The organism is Prauserella flavalba (assembly GCF_003202235.1).
Taxonomy (GTDB): domain Bacteria; phylum Actinomycetota; class Actinomycetes; order Mycobacteriales; family Pseudonocardiaceae; genus Prauserella_A; species Prauserella_A flavalba.
In genome coordinates, this window is record NZ_MASU01000035.1 from 1 (window position 1) to 14880 (window position 14880).

Here is a 14880-nt window from a genome sequence, read left to right on the forward strand (position 1 = left end):
TAGTACTGCAACGGCAGTTGGCGGTGTTGTGGTAGATCATCCCGGTGGTGGTCGATGTGGTGATGGATCAGCTGGACCGGGTGCACGAGCGGATCGCGGGCCGGTTCGGACGGTCTGAACCGCGGAATCGGGCTAGGGAGTACGTATCGGGCCTGGTCGCAGGGTTGGAGCGGAAGAACGGCTGGACGCTGGCCGAGCAGGCCGGGGAGGTGTCCCCGGATGGGATGCAGCGGCTGCTGCGCTGGGCGGACTGGGACATCGACGGGGTCCGGGACGACGTTCGCGACTATGTCATCGAGCACCTCGGCGAGCCCGGTGGCGTGCTGATCGTGGACGACACCGGGTTCCTGAAGAAGGGCACGCGCTCGGCCGGGGTGCAGCGGCAGTACTCGGGAACAGCCGGTCGGATCGAGAACTGCCAGATCGGCACGTTTCTTGCCTATGCCTCGTCTCGTGGGCATGCGCTGATCGACCGGGAGCTGTATCTGCCCGAGCCGTGGATCGCCGACCAGGACCGGTGCCGGCGGGCAGCGATCCCGGAGGGCACCGAGTTCGAGACCAAGCCGCGTCAAGCCATGGCGATGCTGGCGCGGGCGTTCGCCGCGAAGGTGCCGTTCGCGTGGATCACTGCTGATGAGGCGTATGGGCAGGTCAAGTACCTGCGGTTGTGGCTGGAAGCCCACGATGCCGCGCACGTGCTGGCCACCAAGGTCAACGACACCCTGGTCACCACCGGCGGTGGCGAGGCCCGAGCCGATGAGCTGATCGCGGAGTTGCCCGCTCGGGCGTGGCGGCGGTTGTCGGTCGGGGCCGGGGCACACGGGCCACGAGAGTATGACTGGGCGCGGGTGCCGATCCGGATCGGCTGGCAGGCCGGGCGCGGGCACTGGCTGCTCGCCCGCCGCTCGCTCTCGGACCCGACCGAGATCGCCTACTACGTCTGCTACGGACCCCGCCGCTCCACCCTGCTGGATCTGGCCTGGATCGCCGGAGCTCGCTGGCGGATCGAGGAGTGCTTCCAGCAAGCCAAGAACGAAGCTGGACTCGATCAATATCAGGTCCGGTCCTGGCGAGCGTGGTATGCCCACATCACCCTGTCGATGCTCGCCCACGCCTGGCTCGCCGTCTCCCGATCCCTCGCCACAAAAGGGGAGCTGACGTCGCTGAGCCGGGCATGATCGGGTTCACGCTACCGGAGATCCGGCGCCTGCTCACCAAGTTGGTCTTGCGTGTCACCGACACCGCTCACCACGTCTGGGCCTGGTCCCGCTGGCGCCGCCGACGACAACACCAAGCCCGGCTCAGCCACTACAAACGCCGCGGCCACCCACTCACCTAACTGCCGTTGCAGTACTAGGGCTTCCACGCGCCCGCCGGCTGGCGGGTGGCGGCATTGAGCCGGTTCCACACGTTCACCGAGGAGATCGCGATGAGCAGCGCGGCGACGCCCCGCTCGTCGTAGTGCGTGCTGACCTCTGCCCACAGCTCGTCCGACACCGGCTCCCCCCGGTCGGCGACCCGGGTGGTCGCCTCGGCGAGCTCCAGCGCGGCCCGCTCCGCGTCGGTGAAGTAGGGCGCGTCCCGCCACGCGGCGACCGCGAAGATCCGCTCGTCGGACTCGCCCGCCTTCTTGAGCGCGTTCGCGTGCAGCTCCACGCAGACGCTGCAGCCGTTGATCTGGCTCGCCCGCAGGTGAACCATCTCCAGGGTGGTCGATGGCACGCCCTGGTCCTCCGCGGAACGGCCGTAGGCCTGGAGGCCCTTGATCGCGGTGGGAATGAGAAAGGCGGGGTGGGTCATCCGTGCCTGCATGTTCGTCCTCACTTGTCATATCCGTGGTTTCTCGTCCGTCAACGCCATGACGGATGACGACGGAGGAACCTGACATGTCCGAGCACGATGTCCTCGCCGAGCGGTTCGAGGCCCATCGCGAGCACCTGCGCGCGGTGGCCTACCGGATGCTGGGCTCGCTGACCGAGGCCGACGACGCGGTGCAGGAGGCGTGGCTGCGGCTGGCCCGTTCGGACACGAGCGACGTGGCGAACCTGGCCGGCTGGCTGACCACTGTGGTCAGCCGGGTGTGCCTGGACATGTTGCGCTCGCGCAGATCCCGGCGCGAGGAGTCGCTCGACACGCACGTGCCGGACCCGATCGTCGCGGCGGCCGAACCGGACCCGGCCGAGCAGGCGGTGCTCGCGGACTCGGTGGGCCTGGCGCTGCTCGTCGTGCTGGAGACGCTGAGCCCGGCGGAACGGCTGGCGTTCGTGCTGCACGACATGTTCGGCGTGCCCTTCGGCGACATCGCCCCGATCGTCGGGCGCTCTCCGGCGACGGCGACCCAGCTGGCGAGCCGCGCGCGGCGCCGGGTGCGGGGCGCGGCGCTGCCCGACGCCGACCCGCCCGCCCAGCGCGAGGTGATCGACGCGTTCCTGGCGGCGTCGCGGGCGGGCGACTTCGACGCGCTGGTCGCCGTGCTCGACCCGGACGTGGTGCTGAGGGTCGACTCCGGCGCGGCGGCGCCGTCCAAGCTGGTGCGCGGTGCGGAGAACGTGGCCAAGCAGGCGCTGCTGTTCTCGCGCAGCGGCCCGCTCGCCCGCCCGGCGGTCGTCAACGGAGCGCTCGGGCTCGTCTCGGTGGCCGCGGGCAAGCCGGTCGCGGTGTTCAGCCCCACGGTGCGCGCGGGCCGGATCGTGGAGATCAACATCCTGGCCGACCCTGACCGCATCGCCCAGCTCGACCTGCCGGGAGGGGAATGACAAAGATCAGGGCTCCTCGCTGTTCGCGAAGAGCCCTGATCTTGTGGAGCCGCCTAGGGGAATCGAACCCCTGACCTGCTCATTACGAGTGAGCCGCTCTGGCCGACTGAGCTAAGGCGGCCCGGACCGCGTCCGGTGCAACCCAGTATAACGATGCCCTCTCGCGTCACTTTCCCACCCCTGGGTCGTTAGGACGCCAGGAGCCCGCCCACCTCCGTGAGCGGGCCCACTGGTGGTCTGGAGGACTGGTACATGCGCCGACGCCTGCCCCGCACGCTGGCACTTCCCGTCACAGCTGCGGTGCTCGTCCTGTCAGCCGCGCCCGCCGCGGGGCAGACGATCCCGACGACGCCGATCCCCGAACCGGCCGATCCGGGCCAGGCGCCGATCACCTCCCCGCCCAACCCGATGCCGAAGGGCAAGGCGGTCGGTGAGGCCGGGACCGCGCTCGGCATGCTGCGGCTGCTGCCGGAGGCGGTGCCGACCGACGCCATCCTGCCCGGCCTCGACGAGGAGCTGCCGAGGCAATCGGTGCTCGAGGGCGGGTTCGGCATCTCCAGCGCGCAGGCCAACTCCGAGTCGTACCTCACCTACGAGCGCGCGATCGCGCAGGCGTCGCCCTTCGGGCTCTCCGTCGCGGGGAACGCGCCCCAGACGCCCGGCTCACTGGTGCAGACGGCGCTGCCCGACAACCCGGAGCCCGTGACCTCCGGCTTCAACGCCCCGGAGAACCCGCTGCTGAACGTCGGCGCGCTGAACGGCAGCGCACACGCTCGGTGGAGCCCGACGGAGGGGCCGTGCGTGGGCACGATCTCGGACGCCAGCACGTCCGTCGCGAGCATCTCGCTGCTCAACGTGATCCCGACGATGCCGGACCTGAGCCAGGTGGCCGACACGCGGCTCAAGGAGGGCCTCAGCTCACTGCCGGGGCCGCTCGCGAGCCTCGGCGGGCTGCTCTCGGGCTCGGGCGGCACCAAGCCGAACGCCGACGGCACCGGTTCGGTGCTGAGCATGCCCAACACGCTCTCGACGCGCTCGGCCGTGCAGCTCGTCGACATCCCCGGCACCGACCGCAAGGCCGTCCAGTCGACGTCGACGCTGCAGGCCGCCGACATCAACATCCTCAAGGGCACCCCGCTCGGCCTGACGATCAAGGTCGCCAGCCAGCCGACGCTGAAGGTCACCTCGACCGGTGACGAGGCGACCTCGACGGTCGAGTACACGGCTCCGGTGCTGTCGGTGGAGCGCAACGGCCAGAAGCTGTTCGAGCTGGACGCGGCCAACCCGACCAAGGACATCCCGATCGGCATCCCGCTGCCGGGGCTCGAGGACGTGCCCGGCTTCGAGAACGCCAAGGACCTGCCGGTCATCGGCGGTGTCGCCGAGCTGGCGAACGGTCTGCTCAAGCCGCTCACCGGCGCCGCGAACGGGTTCGTCGCCGACCTCGGCGTGCTGCGGCTGAGCATCGCGGGCCTCGACCAGAAGGGCACCCACCTGGAGGACCCGTTCAAGGGCTTCCAGCTCGGCGCCTCGGCAAGGCTGCTGGACCTGCAGATCCTGCCGACGAAGGCGCTCAAGGACGCGCTGCCCGCCGAGGCGGCGGAGAACCTGCCGTCGTCGCTCGCGCAGCTCTCGCTCGGCGAGCAGGTCGCCAGGGCCTACGCGCCGGAGGGCGGCGTCGAGTGTGGCTTCACGACGCCGCCGCAGCAGAGCCCGCCGCCGGGTGGTGGCGAGCAGCAGCCGGGTGGCCCCGAGAAGCTGGCGTACACGAGCGCGGCGTACTCGTCGGTGCCGCTGTTCTGGACGGGCACGGCGATGCTGCTGCTCGGCGTGGTGCTGGTGGCCGGCCTTCCGCACCGCCGCAGGCCCGCCCCCGTCACAGCCGCCGACCCGCGCCAGCCGTCACCGCGCCCCCGCGACGAGTAGGAGCCCCTAGCCGCAGTGAAGGCCACCTTCACTGCGTTCAACGCAGTGAAGGTGGCCTTCACTGCGGTTGGGTGTGAGTGGTCAGCCTTCGCGGAGGGTGGTCACCATGGCTTCCACGGCGATGCGGGGCTTGACGTTCCATTCGATCGCCTCGCGGCAGGCCAGCACGGCCTCCAGCCTGCGCAGCGCCGACGCCGGGGTCCACTGCTCCGCGGCGGAACGGCTCTGCTCGGCGTGGTCAGGGTGGTTGAGCGCCGCGCCGGCTCCGCTCGCCGTCACGAGCACGTCCCGGTAGAAGCCCGCCAGGTCCACCAGCGCCAGGTCGAGCGTGTCCCGCTGGGTTCGCGTCGCCCGCGACTTCTGCCGCTTCTCCAGCTGCCGCACGGCCGCGTCGGCCGCCCGTTTCGCCGCGGCGACGCCCTTGCCGGTGCCCCCAGAACCCATCGCGGTGCGCAGGGCGTCCTGCTCGGCCTCGTCGCGTGCCTTGCTCTCCTCGGTGGCGTCGGCCTCGGCCGTCTTGATCAGCTCGTCCGCACACGCGAAGACGTCCGCGGGCCTGCGCAGGCCGAGCGGGATCCGCAGCACGGCGTCGCGCCGCTTGCGCGCGCTCTCGTCGGTCGCGAGCCTGCGCGCCCTGCCGACGTGCCCGCCGCACACCGACGCCGCCCACCGCGCCATCGCCTCGTCGACGCCGTCGCGTTCCACGAGTACCTGCGCGATCGCCTCCGGCGGCGGCGTGCGCAACGTGACGAGGCGGCACCGCGAGCGGATGGTCACCGACACGTCCTCGGGGTGATCCGACGGCGCGCACAGCAGGAACACGGTGCGCTCCGGCGGCTCCTCCACGGCCTTGAGCAGCGCGTTGGCCGCGCCCTCTGTGAGCCGGTCGGCGTCCTCAATGATCACGACCTGCCAGCGGCCGGTGGTGGGCCTGCGCGCGGCGGCCTGCACGAGCGCCCGCATCTCGGCGACCGAGATCGACAACCCCTCCGGTACGACGAGCCGCACGTCGGCGTGCGTGCCCGCCAACGCGGTGCGGCAGCCCGTGCAGCCGCCGCAGCCGAGCCCGAGGCTGCACTGCAGCGCGGCGGCGAACGTGCGCGCGGCCACGGACCTGCCCGACCCGGGCGGGCCGGTGAACAGCCACGCGTGCGTCATGGCGCCCGCCTCGGTCGTCTCGCCTGCCACGAGCGCCGCGGCCGAGGTCGCCGCGGCGGAGAGCGTCTCGACAGCCGGTTCCTGACCCACCAGCTGCGACCACACCGCCTGCGTCACGACGTCGCCTTCACCGACGCCTCCACCGCCGTGGCGATCGGCGGCGGCGCCAGCCCGGCGACCCGCCCGACGAGGGTGGTCTGCACGGCGGTGCGCACGCGGGCGGCGACGTCGTCCTCGGTGCCGTCCGCCTCGACGACGACGTAGCGCTCGGGGTCGGCGGAGGCCATCTCGGTGAGCAGTTGTTGCACGCGCCAATGGTGCTGTGCCGAGTTCGCCGACTCCGCGTCGGCCCCCGGCTCGGCGTCGAGCAGCACCGTGAGGTCGGGCCGCAGCCGTCCGGTGGCCCAGTCGGCGAGGCCCTCCAGCTCCTTGGCGTCCAGCCCGGCGACCGCGGAGAGGTGGGCGAGCGGCGAGTCCACGAACCGTTCCATCACCACCACGGCGCCGGCGTCCAGAGCGGGCTGCACATCGCGCTCCACGATGTCGGCCCGCACCGCCGCCGCGGCGAGCGCCTGCGCCCGCGCTCCGGAGAGCGACGCCCCGGAGACGAGCGACGCGAGCCGCGAGTCGTCGAGTGCGGGATCGGCGGCGAGCACGACCCGGCGCGGCCCCTGGCTCAGCCACTCGGCGAGCCGCGCGGCCTGCGCCGCCGTGTCGGTGGCGGTGGTGCCCTCCAGCGCGATCAGCAGCCCGTTGACGCGCCGCGGCCTGCGCCGGATCACGTTGCGCAGGTCGGCGAGGATCGGTTCGGTGCGGCGCGAGTCCATCTGCCGGTAGGCGATGATGCCGACCAGCGCGGCCAGCAGGCCGCCGCCGAGCAGCACGGGCCGCGTGCCGTCGATCGTGAGGACGTTGCCCCACACCGTCACCTCGCGCGGCCGCACGAGCCCGATCAGCAGCGGCACGAGCGCCGTGGAGCCGAAGATGATGATCTTCATCAACGACTGGTAGATCGCGTTGATCCGGCCGCGGATGGAGTCGTCGACCTGCGAGCCGATGATCGTCACGCCGGTGAGGAACGCCGCCCCGGCACAGGCTCCGACCACGGCGACGGCCACGAGCGAGACGGCGAGATGCGGCGAGAGCGCCACGACGATGAGCGCGAGACCGGCGAGCACGATCCCGATGCCGAACATCCGGTCGTGGGGCAGGCGCTGCGCGAGCTTCGGCACGCCGGCGAGGCCCACCGCCGCGCCGACGAACACGGCGACGAACAGCAGACCGAACGCGGAGTCACCACCGCCGAGGCTCGAGGAGTACGGCTTGGCGGCGCCGATCACGGCACCGCCCGCGGCGAACGCGCCCATCATCCCGATCAGCAACCCGCGCACCAGCGGCGTCGTGCGGATGAACCGGAACGCGTCGCGGAACATCCCGAGCAGCCCGCCCGACGGCTTCTCCTCCTCGGGCTTCGACTCGGGCTTGGGCTCGGAAACGGCGCCGGCCGCGGGCACCGGGTGCACGTTGCGCAGCGAGAGCTCGGGGATCCGCGTGGCGACGATCAGCGCGCTGGCCAGGTAAAGCAGGCTGTTGATGATCACGACGGCGTTGGCGATGCCGAACACGCCGAACACGTTGGGCGACAGGTTGAACGTCGTCGGGATACCGGTGAGGATCGAGTACAGCCCGGCGCCGGTGACCACGGCGAGGCCGTAGGTCATCACCATGCCGAGCTGGTTGGCCGTCTCCACCTGGTCGGGCCTGCGCAGCAGGTTCGGTACCGCAGCGTCCTTCGACGGGATCCACATCATCGCGGCGGAACCCACCAGGAAGTTCGCGATGAACAACCAGACCGGCGAGCCCACGATCGCGATCGAGAGCAGCAGCCCGAATCGGATCAGGTCGGCGACGATCATGACCTTGCGCCGGTCGAAGCGGTCGGCGAGCAGCCCGCCGACGGGTGCGAACAGCAGCCCCGGCAGCAGGTTGGTCAGCACCACGCCCGCGAAGGCGAAGTTCTGCGCCATGTAGTTGTCGGTGAACTTGGTGACCAGGCCTGCCAGTGCGAGCAGCGCGAGCCAGTCGGCCACGCTGCACAGGTACGTGACGCCCCACAGTCTCCGGAACGGCCGGATCGCGAGAACGCGGCGCACGCGGTGGACCGTGGACGCCTCTCGCCGCACCGACTCCTTCGCGTCGGCGTCTGTTTTCCCCTGCGCTGCCTCGCTGATGTGCCCCACCCCAATAAACACCGGCACCGTTGTGAGGTCAGGGTAGCCCGCATCACGCAGCGTGCGCCGGAGTACCGGGAAAAGCACCCGGGGTAGTCAATTCAGCACTAACCGCTGATCAATAACCCGCTCGATCAGTTGAAGAGACCGGTAATGCTCTCGACCAGACTCGTGATGAACTGAATCGCGACGATCCCGAACACCGCGAGCAGCACGAGTGCGACGGCGAGCCCCGCGGAACCGCTCGACGGCCTGCGGAGCAGCTGCCGCTCCGACCACGGTTTGCTCTCCCGCACACGGTTGCGCTGCCGCCTGCGCAGGATCTCGGGCAGCAACTGGGTGCGCGCGGGCCAGCGCGAGCGATCGGGCCCGGAATACACGCCGGGCGGCCCCGCGCCGTCCGTCAGCGCGGCGCCGGCGGGAGCGCCAGGCGGCGGTGGCTCGCCGCCCTCGACGGTCGCCTCCTCCGCCTCCGGCTTCGGGGCCTCGACGCCCAGCGCGGCGTCGACCATGCCCTTGACCATGTCCGGGTCCGGTTCCACCGGCGAGGCGAGCGGCATCGCGGTGGGCTCGTCGCGCTCGGTGGTGACCGTGAAGTCCGGCCTGCCGCTGGTGACCAGGCCCGACAGCGGGTCGCTGAACGACTGCGGCGGCTCGGGCGCCTGAGTACCGTCCCCGTTGGCCACGCGTCCTCCTAGCCGGGTCTCGTCGTGCTCCTCAAGGGTATCGACCCGGTCACGGCGCGCATCCGCCAACGGGGCGCACTACCGCTCACGCACCGTCACGACTTGGACTTCGCTGTGGACGCCTTCTTGCGGGTGGTGCTCTTCTTCTTCGGCGCCGGCCCCTTCGCCCGCTTCTCGGCCAGCAGCTCGGCGGCCCTTTCCACGGTCAGGTCCTCGACCGTGTCCGACTTCCGCAGCGACGCGTTGTACTCACCGTCCGTGACGTACGGGCCGAAGCGGCCGTCCTTGACCACCATCGGCTTGCCCGAGGCCGGGTCCTCGCCGAGCTCCTTCAGCGGCGGCTTCGCCACCGCCTGGCGGCCCCTGCGCTTCGGCTCGGCGTAGATCTTGAGCGCCTCGTCGAGCGTGATGTCGAAGATCTGCTCCTCCGTCGAGAGCGAGCGCGAGTCGGTGCCCTTCTTCAGGTACGGCCCGTAGCGCCCGTTCTGCGCGGTGATCTCGTCACCGCTCTCCGGGTCCTTGCCGACCACCCTGGGCAGCGACAGCAGCTTGAGCGCGTCGTCGAGGGTCATCTCCTCGATCGTCATCGACTTGAACAGCGACGCCGTGCGCGGCTTCGGCTTCTTCGCCTTGCTGGTCTTCTTGCCCTCGGCGGGCTCCTCCGGCTCGGGCAGGATCTCGGTCACGTACGGCCCGAACCGGCCTTCCTTGGCCACGATCTCGTGCCCGCTGACCGGGTCAGTGCCCAGCACGCGGCCCTCCTGCGGCGTCGCGAACAGCCGCTCGGCGATCTCCAGGGTCAGCTCGTCCGGCGGGAGGTCCTCCGGCAGATTCGCGCGCTGCGACTCGCCGCCGACCTCGCGCTCCAGGTACGGGCCGTAGCGGCCGACCCGCACCACGACCGCGTGTCCCTCGCTGTCGTCGAACAGCTTGATCGAGTTGATCTCGCGCGCGTCGATGTCCTCGACCCCGGAGCCGACGAGCTTCTTCAGCCCGCCGAGCCGCCCGATCGAGCCGTCGACGCCCATGTCGCCGCCGAAGTAGAACTTCGACAGCCAGCGCGTGCGCTGCTCGTCGCCCGACGCGATGCGGTCGAGCTCGTCCTCCATCGCGGCCGTGAAGTCGTAGTCGACCAGCCGCTCGAAGTGCTGCTCCAGCAGGCCGACCACCGAGAACGCGACCCACGAGGGCACCAGCGCGGAGCCCTTCTTCCACACGTAGCCGCGGTCCTGGATGGTCTTGATGATCGAGGCGTACGTCGAGGGCCTGCCGATGCCGAGCTCCTCGAGCTTGCTCACCAGCGCGGGCTCGCTGTAGCGCGCGGGCGGCGACGTCGAGTGCCCGTCCGGCGACAGTTCCGTGGCGGTCAGCTCCTGCCCCTCGCGCAGCTGCGGGAGCCTGCTCTGCTTGTCGTCGGCCTCGCCGCCCGCCTCGGTGTCCACCGACTCGACGTAGGCCTTGAGGAAGCCCGCGAAGGTGATCGTGCGGCCCGACGCGGAGAACACGCACTCCTCTCCGCTGCCGGCCGTGCCGGTGATGCGAACCGACATCGTGGTGCCCTTGGCGTCGGCCATCTGCGAGGCGATGGTGCGCTGCCAGATCAGCTCGTAGAGCCGGAACTCGTCGGTCTCCAGTTCGCCCGCCACCTGGCCGGGCGTGCGGAACACCTCGCCGGCGGGCCGGATCGCCTCGTGCGCCTCCTGCGCGTTCTTCACCTTGCGCGTGTACTGCCGGGGGCTCGGCGACACGTACTCGGAGCCGTAGAGGTCGGTCGCCTGGTTGCGGGCCGCCGTCAGCGCCGTCTCCGACAGGGTCGTCGAGTCGGTACGCATATAGGTGATGTAGCCGTTCTCGTAGAGCCGCTGCGCGATGCGCATCGTGCGTTCGGACGAGAAGCGGAGCTTGCGGCCTGCTTCCTGCTGCAACGTCGAGGTCATGAACGGCGCGTACGGTCGCCGCGTGTACGGCTTCTCCTCGACGCTGGTGACGGCGAAGTCGCGCTGGTGCAGCGCCTGGGCCAGCCTGCCCGCCTCGGCCTCGTCGAGGATGCGGACGTCGCGCGCGGACGCCTTGAGCCGCCCGTCGGAGCCGAAGTCGCGGCCGGTGGCGAGCCGGGAGCCGTCCACGGCGGTCAGCCGGGCCGGGAACGTCCTGGGGCTGGCGTCCGCGCCCGCGTCCATCGTCGCCGAGATGTCCCAGTACGACGCCGACGTGAAGCGCATCCGCTCACGCTCGCGCTCGACGATCACCCGCGTGGCGACCGACTGGACGCGGCCCGCCGAGAGCCTCGGCATGACCTTCTTCCACAGCACCGGCGAGACCTCGTAGCCGTAGAGCCGGTCGAGGATGCGGCGGGTCTCCTGTGCGTCGACCAGGTCGGGGTCGAGTTCACGGGTGTTCTCGGCGGCCGAGCGGATGGCCTGCTCGGTCACCTCGTGGAACACCATGCGGCGCACCGGGACCTTGGGCTTGAGCGCCTCGAGCAGGTGCCAGGCGATGGCCTCGCCCTCGCGGTCGGGGTCGGTGGCGAGGTAGAGCTCGTCGACGTCCTTGAGCAGGCTCTTCAGCTCGGTGACCGTGGCCTTCTTGTCCGGAGAGACGACGTAGAGCGGCTCGAAGTCGTTGTCGACGTCCACACCGAGCCTCGCCCACGGCTGGCCCTTGTACTTGGCCGGCACGTCGGCGGCGCCCCGCGGCAGGTCGCGGATGTGCCCGCGGGAGGACTCGACGACGTAGTCACGGCCCAGGTAGGGGGCGATCTTGCGCGCCTTGGTGGGCGACTCGACGATCACCAGCCGCCGCCGGCCGCTGCCGTTGGCCGCGGCACCCTTCTTTGTCGGCCTGCCCTTCGCCCGACCACCACCCCCCACGGTGGCGCTGCGCGCCGCAGTGCTCTCAGTCGATCCAGCCACGCTGTTCGCTCTCCGCTCGGTAACTCACCTGTTCGACCCGCCAGTGTGCACTCTCGCGGGCGATGGCGTCTTCTCAGGTGGCGCAACACGCCGTAAAGCGTGTGTCAAGCGCATCGCCGTGTGCAGGCGTGACGTTTCTCTTCCACACCTAACACGTGACGTGGACCTCACGCCGTCCAGGTCCTTGTGTAGCCGAACCACTACGCTCCGTTCGACGAGCCCGTCAACGGAAAGGACCTCCCGGATGTTCCGCCGCCCGCTCGGTGCGCTGCTGGCCGCAATGTTCACGTTCGCACTGGTCACCGCGCCCACGGCGAGCGCGGAGACCGTCGGCCTTTCGGGCACGGTGGCCCTGTCGAACTGCTCGGGCTCGGTCGTGCGGCTCGCCGGCACCCCGGCCACCGCCCCGGCGCTGGTGCTGTCCAACGGACACTGCCTCGAGGAGGGCTTCCCGCAGCCCGGCGAGGTCATCGTCGACCGGCCGTCGCAGCGCACGATGACGCTGCTCGCCGCCGACGGGCACGAGGTGGCGACCCTGCGGGCGACGAAGCTGCTCTACGCGACGATGACCGGCACCGACGCGTCGGTGTACCAGCTCGGCAGCACCTACGCCGACATCCAGCGCGACCACGGCATCGCCCCGCTGGAGCTCTCCACCGAGCGCCCCGACGCGGGTACGGGCATCACCGTGGCCTCCGGGTACTGGAAGAAGACGTACACGTGCTCGGTGGACGGGTTCGTCCCCGAGCTCCATGAAGGCGGCTACGTGTGGCGCGACTCGATCCGGTACACGCCCGAGTGCCAGACGATCGGCGGCACGTCCGGCTCGCCGATCGTCGACACGACGAGCGGCGAGGTCGTGGGCGTGAACAACACGGCCAACGAGAACGGTGAGCGGTGCACGATGAACAACCCGTGCGAGGTCGCCGGGAACGGGCAGGTCACGGTGCGCAAGGGCACCAAGTACGGCCAGCAGACGTACCGGCTCTACGGCTGCCTGACCCCGGCGAACGAGATGGAGCTGGAACGCCCGGCCTGCACGCTGCCGAAACCGGCGTGATCCCGGACTTGAGGTTGACGCAGCGTCAACCTCTACGTTGTCCGCATGGCCTACTCGATCGTCCAGGTCGCGCGGATCGCGAAGGTGACCTCACGCACCCTGCGGCACTACGACGAGATCGGCCTGCTGCCGCCCGCCTACGTCGGCGGCAACGGCTACCGCTACTACGAGGAGGACCAGCTGCTGCGCCTGCAGCAGATCCTCGTGCTGCGGGAGCTGGGCCTGGGGCTGGACGCGATCGGGGACATCCTCGACCGGCAGACCGACCGGCTCGCCGCACTCAAGGTGCATCACGAGTGGCTGACGGCGGAACGGGACCGGTTCGACCGGCTCGCCAGGACCGTGCGCAGCACCATCGAGAAACTGGAGGGAGGGAACACTGTGAACGCCGAAGAGCTGTATACGGGCTTCGAGCGGCACTCCGAGCAGGCGCAACGGCTCGCCGAGGAGGCCGAGGAGCGCTGGCCCGGCTCGCTCGCGTCGCACGAGCGCGTGAAGGGCTGGTCCGAGGAGAAATGGCAGGCGGTCCAGCAGGCGGGGGCCGACGCCTCGGCGCGGCTCGCCGAGCTGATGCGCGAGGGCGTCGCGCCGGACGACCCGCGTGCGATCGAGGCGACCGACGCCCACTACCGGTGGGTGTGCCATTTCTGGACGCCGGACCGGGAGTCCTACCCGGGCCTCGGCAGGCTCTACGTCGACGACCCGCCGTTCACCGCGAGCATCGACGAGGTCGCGCCGGGCCTCGCGGCCTACCTGCGCGACACGATGGCGGCCTACGCGCAGGCTCGCCTGAGCTAGTACTGCAACGGCAGTTAGGTGAGTGGGTGGCCGCGGCGTTTGTAGTGGCTGAGCCGGGCTTGGTGTTGTCGTCGGCGGCGCCAGCGGGACCAGGCCCAGACGTGGTGAGCGGTGTCGGTGACACGCAAGACCAACTTGGTGAGCAGGCGCCGGATCTCCGGTAGCGTGAACCCGATCATGCCCGGCTCAGCGACGTCAGCTCCCCTTTTGTGGCGAGGGATCGGGAGACGGCGAGCCAGGCGTGGGCGAGCATCGACAGGGTGATGTGGGCATACCACGCTCGCCAGGACCGGACCTGATATTGATCGAGTCCAGCTTCGTTCTTGGCTTGCTGGAAGCACTCCTCGATCCGCCAGCGAGCTCCGGCGATCCAGGCCAGATCCAGCAGGGTGGAGCGGCGGGGTCCGTAGCAGACGTAGTAGGCGATCTCGGTCGGGTCCGAGAGCGAGCGGCGGGCGAGCAGCCAGTGCCCGCGCCCGGCCTGCCAGCCGATCCGGATCGGCACCCGCGCCCAGTCATACTCTCGTGGCCCGTGTGCCCCGGCCCCGACCGACAACCGCCGCCACGCCCGAGCGGGCAACTCCGCGATCAGCTCATCGGCTCGGGCCTCGCCACCGCCGGTGGTGACCAGGGTGTCGTTGACCTTGGTGGCCAGCACGTGCGCGGCATCGTGGGCTTCCAGCCACAACCGCAGGTACTTGACCTGCCCATACGCCTCATCAGCAGTGATCCACGCGAACGGCACCTTCGCGGCGAACGCCCGCGCCAGCATCGCCATGGCTTGACGCGGCTTGGTCTCGAACTCGGTGCCCTCCGGGATCGCTGCCCGCCGGCACCGGTCCTGGTCGGCGATCCACGGCTCGGGCAGATACAGCTCCCGGTCGATCAGCGCATGCCCACGAGACGAGGCATAGGCAAGAAACGTGCCGATCTGGCAGTTCTCGATCCGACCGGCTGTTCCCGAGTACTGCCGCTGCACCCCGGCCGAGCGCGTGCCCTTCTTCAGGAACCCGGTGTCGTCCACGATCAGCACGCCACCGGGCTCGCCGAGGTGCTCGATGACATAGTCGCGAACGTCGTCCCGGACCCCGTCGATGTCCCAGTCCGCCCAGCGCAGCAGCCGCTGCATCCCATCCGGGGACACCTCCCCGGCCTGCTCGGCCAGCGTCCAGCCGTTCTTCCGCTCCAACCCTGCGACCAGGCCCGATACGTACTCCCTAGCCCGATTCCGCGGTTCAGACCGTCCGAACCGGCCCGCGATCCGCTCGTGCACCCGGTCCAGCTGATCCATCACCACATCGACCACCACCGGGATGATCTACCACAACACCGCCAACTGCCGTTGCAGTACTA

The 14880-nt window shown here is 70.4% G+C and carries 11 protein-coding genes and 1 tRNA gene; 5 read left to right on the forward strand and 7 right to left on the reverse strand.

What is annotated here, in order from left to right:
- Window positions 1-44: 44 nt before the first annotated feature.
- Window positions 45-1178 (forward strand): IS701 family transposase, encoded by a 1134-nt coding sequence (locus BA062_RS39060; RefSeq protein ID WP_110337431.1) that lies wholly within the window; start codon window positions 45-47, stop codon window positions 1176-1178.
- Window positions 1179-1353: 175 nt separating this feature from the next.
- Here BA062_RS39060 and BA062_RS39065 read toward each other — a convergent pair whose 3' ends face one another.
- Complete coding sequence (locus BA062_RS39065; RefSeq protein WP_425453029.1) at window positions 1354-1800, reverse strand: carboxymuconolactone decarboxylase family protein; 447 nt, start codon at window positions 1798-1800, stop codon at window positions 1354-1356.
- An 86-nt stretch (window positions 1801-1886) separates the two neighbouring features.
- Between BA062_RS39065 and sigJ the strand changes: the two genes are divergently transcribed.
- Window positions 1887-2756, forward strand: coding sequence for an RNA polymerase sigma factor SigJ (gene sigJ / locus BA062_RS39070; protein WP_110344156.1), 870 nt, complete (start codon window positions 1887-1889; stop codon window positions 2754-2756).
- Between the two features lie 44 nt (window positions 2757-2800).
- Here sigJ and BA062_RS39075 read toward each other — a convergent pair.
- Window positions 2801-2877 (reverse strand) — tRNA-Thr (locus tag BA062_RS39075).
- A 131-nt stretch (window positions 2878-3008) separates the two neighbouring features.
- Between BA062_RS39075 and BA062_RS39080 the strand changes: the two genes are divergently transcribed.
- Window positions 3009-4682 carry a hypothetical protein gene (locus BA062_RS39080; protein ID WP_110344157.1) on the forward strand — a complete coding sequence of 558 codons (1674 nt, stop codon included), beginning with the start codon at window positions 3009-3011 and terminating at the stop codon, window positions 4680-4682.
- Between the two features lie 81 nt (window positions 4683-4763).
- On the opposite strand, the gene BA062_RS39085 is transcribed toward BA062_RS39080, so the two are convergent.
- The 4 genes from BA062_RS39085 to topA all read right to left on the reverse strand — a co-directional run bounded on the left by BA062_RS39085 (window position 4764) and on the right by topA (window position 11627).
- Window positions 4764-5957: a DNA polymerase III subunit delta' gene (locus tag BA062_RS39085; RefSeq protein ID WP_110344158.1), complete on the reverse strand. Its 1194-nt coding sequence runs from the start codon at window positions 5955-5957 to the stop codon at window positions 4764-4766.
- Window positions 5954-8080, reverse strand: a complete 2127-nt coding sequence (locus tag BA062_RS39090; protein ID WP_110344159.1) for a dTMP kinase — start codon at window positions 8078-8080, stop codon at window positions 5954-5956. Before BA062_RS39090 ends, BA062_RS39085 begins: the two co-directional genes overlap by 4 nt.
- Window positions 8081-8205: 125 nt before the next feature.
- Window positions 8206-8757 carry a hypothetical protein gene (locus tag BA062_RS39095; protein WP_110344160.1) on the reverse strand — a complete coding sequence of 184 codons (552 nt, stop codon included), beginning with the start codon at window positions 8755-8757 and terminating at the stop codon, window positions 8206-8208.
- A gap of 95 nt (window positions 8758-8852) precedes the next feature.
- Window positions 8853-11627 carry a type I DNA topoisomerase gene (topA, locus tag BA062_RS39100; RefSeq protein WP_110344161.1) on the reverse strand — a complete coding sequence of 925 codons (2775 nt, stop codon included), beginning with the start codon at window positions 11625-11627 and terminating at the stop codon, window positions 8853-8855.
- Between the two features lie 286 nt (window positions 11628-11913).
- Here topA and BA062_RS39105 point away from each other — a divergent pair, with 286 nt between their 5' ends.
- The gene (locus BA062_RS39105) at window positions 11914-12729 is read left to right on the forward strand and encodes a S1 family peptidase (protein ID WP_110344162.1); all 816 of its coding nucleotides are present in this window, start codon (window positions 11914-11916) and stop codon (window positions 12727-12729) included.
- 45 nt (window positions 12730-12774) lie between these two features.
- Window positions 12775-13527, forward strand: coding sequence for a MerR family transcriptional regulator (locus tag BA062_RS39110; RefSeq protein WP_110344163.1), 753 nt, complete (start codon window positions 12775-12777; stop codon window positions 13525-13527).
- Between the two features lie 175 nt (window positions 13528-13702).
- On the opposite strand, the gene BA062_RS39115 is transcribed toward BA062_RS39110, so the two are convergent.
- A complete protein-coding gene (locus BA062_RS39115) occupies window positions 13703-14836 on the reverse strand; it encodes an IS701 family transposase (RefSeq protein WP_110337431.1) in 1134 nt (377 codons plus the stop codon).
- Window positions 14837-14880: the final 44 nt, after the last annotated feature.